This window comes from uncultured Negativibacillus sp., from assembly GCF_944388365.1.
Taxonomy (GTDB): Bacteria; Bacillota; Clostridia; order Oscillospirales; family Ruminococcaceae; genus Negativibacillus.
In genome coordinates this window covers 1-2,578 of record NZ_CALXIN010000169.1, presented here as the reverse complement: position 1 = coordinate 2,578, position 2,578 = coordinate 1, and the positions used below count along the sequence as shown (strand labels likewise).

General features: G+C 52.8%; 2 protein-coding genes and 1 pseudogene. All 3 read right to left on the bottom strand.

What is annotated here, in order from left to right; genetic code table 11:
- Positions 1–680: pseudogene (locus tag Q0L39_RS11635) on the bottom strand (serine dehydratase subunit alpha family protein); the annotation flags it as partial.
- Between the two features lie 319 nt (positions 681–999).
- Positions 1,000–1,818 (bottom strand): ATP-binding cassette domain-containing protein, encoded by an 819-nt coding sequence (locus Q0L39_RS11630; protein ID WP_296629356.1) that lies wholly within the window; start codon positions 1,816–1,818, stop codon positions 1,000–1,002.
- Positions 1,818–2,578: ABC transporter permease (locus tag Q0L39_RS11625; protein WP_296629354.1), on the bottom strand; the 761-nt coding region annotated here is incomplete at its 5' end. The genes Q0L39_RS11630 and Q0L39_RS11625, both read right to left, overlap by 1 nt.

Here is a 2,578-nt window from a genome sequence, read left to right as displayed (position 1 = left end):
TCCTCACGGAAGCCGCGGCCGATGCACAGACCATATGGATTGCGCAGACCTTCGTCGCTGATAGCAGTGTTGACGTCGATGCTCAGTTTTACTTTGTCCAGCAGTGCCAGATCTGCGGTGGTAGCGTACTCGTAGATCTTTGCAACCGACAGGATCTCTTTGATCTCTTTATCGGAATAGCCGCTGTCTGCGCTCTGCTGCTCATGACGTTTGTCCAGAACAGCTGTTCCGTTTTCTTCGATATAGATAATGTTGGTGTGTACGTTTGCAATGATTGCCTTGGCAGTCTTGGTTTCGCCCTTGACCTCAACCTCGATGTACAGTTTTTCTGGAACTTTTGCCAGCTCAACCTTCACCTGTTTGTCAGCGACCATCTTGCTGGCAGCAGCGATCTGTTCCTCGCTCAGACCGTTGATAACCTGCAGCTGTTTTTCAGGTTTGGCAACGATTGCGCCGATGGCAACCGCATATTCGATGCCGACCAGCTTGGTTCCTGGGATGCCTGCCGAATAAGCATTTTTGATAATATTACCGCTTGCATAGGTATGGATGGATTTTACCTCTTCTCCCAGATGAGCGGCAGCTGCTGCAGCTGTCAGCGCCAGAGCGCCTGGCTCTGTGCAGCCAGTTGCCAGAACAAGGCCATCATTGAGGATCGAAGTAATTGCTTCGTAGTTCATTTGTTAATCCCCTTCCTTCTATTTTGGAAACAAAAGCCGCGATGACTTCCAAACACAATTCCTCATCGCAAAAACTTTTCAGTAGCAACTTTATTATATCGGTTTTAGTCGAAAAATTCAATCTGTTCCCCGTGTGATTTTGGCGTTTTCCCTAAAATTTGGTCAGAATTGGACTATATCACAATTTTTCCTTTCGGTTTTTAGTTATTTTTTAAATATTTTTTAAATGATTGTTTTTGCAGGAAAGCACCCACTGTTTCTATCGGCGGACACGTGATTTTTTTGTCGATCAACCGGTTGGAAAGGGGAGAATTTTGCCTCAGTTTTGGTCGTTGGATGGTACGTTCGGCTGCTCTCTGGTCAGCAGAAAACGGTCGTTGTCCAGTCCCTGGCCAAAACGTTCCAGCAGCTTTGGAACGGTCATCTGTTCGCGCTGACTGCCCTGCAGATCCATTACGATGCGTCCGGCATCGAGCATCAGAGTGCGGGTACCCATCCGCAGCGCCGACGAAATATTGTGCGTAATCATCAGGGTGGTGATCTGTCCCTGACGGACGATCTCCTCGGTGAGCTGCTGCACCTTTTCGGCGGTGGCGGGATCGAGTGCGGCGGTGTGCTCATCCAGCAGCAACAGCTTTGGTGCAGCCATGGTGCACATCAACAGAGCGACCGCCTGCCGCTGACCGCCGGACAGCAATCCAATGGGAGCATCCAGCCGCTCTTCCAATCCCAGTCCCAGCGTCCGCAGCTTTTCCGCAAACAGGCTTCGTTCCTTTTTGGAGATGCCAAACCCCAGCTTACGTCCGCTGGTGCGCTGATAGGAAAGCGCCATGTTTTCTGCGACCGTCATCGAAGGAGCGGTTCCTTTCATCGGGTCCTGGAAGATGCGTCCGATCTGTTTGGCGCGGCGATACTCGGGCAGAAAGGTGATCTCCTCGCCGTCGAGCACGACCGAACCTCCGTCCGGCAGAATACTGCCTGCGATCAGATTAAATAAGGTAGATTTTCCTGCGCCGTTGGAGCCGATGAGGGTGACAAACTCCCCTTTCTCCACCTGCAGGCTCAGATGGTCCATCGCCAGCTTTTCATTGGCTGTCCCTGCATAAAAGGTCTTGGTGAGATTGTTGATCTGCAGCATTACCGTTTCCCTGCCTTTCTGATTTTTGCAATCGAGAGCGATTCCTTGATCGCCGGATAGGACATTGCCAGCGCGACAATAACAGCGGTGATAAGCTTTAAGCTGGAAGCGGAGAAATTCAGCTCCAGCGCCTGCGCGATAATCAATCGATAGATCACCGAACCGACGATGGCAGCGATGGCACCCGACAGCACCGAGGCGCGTTTGACAAACAGCTCCACCACGATTTCTCCGATAATCAGCGACGCCAGCCCGATGACCACCATGCCGATGCCCATGCGGACCTCGGCGTAGCAGTTGTAGTGGGCGATCATCGCGCCGGACAGTGCGACGCAGCTGTTTGCCGCTGCCAGTCCCACTGCCTTGGTGACGTTTGCATTGATTGAGGAGGAACGAACCATCTCCTCATTGTCGCCGGTGGCACGCACCGACAATCCCAGCGGCGTATTGAGAAAGGCAACAACCACCAGCATCACTGCGACAGCAACGATACCCGACAGCACCAGTCCCTGTGCGCCGCTGCCGACCAGTGAACCAAAAGCGGTATACAGGCTCTGCTGGGCAGTGATCGGCAGGTTTGCTTTGTTGTCCATCACCATGAGGTTGATTGAATACAGTCCTGTCATAGTGATGATACCCGCCAGAATCGGCTGAATCTTCATCTTGGTCTGTAAAAAGGCTGTGACCAGTCCTGCCAGCGCACCGGCGACGGCGGCAGCCAGGATGCCCAGGACGGGATGGCCGTCCAGCGTCAGGACGA

Coding starts and splice junctions, on each gene's coding strand:
- Q0L39_RS11630 (WP_296629356.1), bottom strand. CDS start 1,818: ATGCTGCAGATCAACAATCTCACCAAGACCTTTTATGCAGGGACAGCC.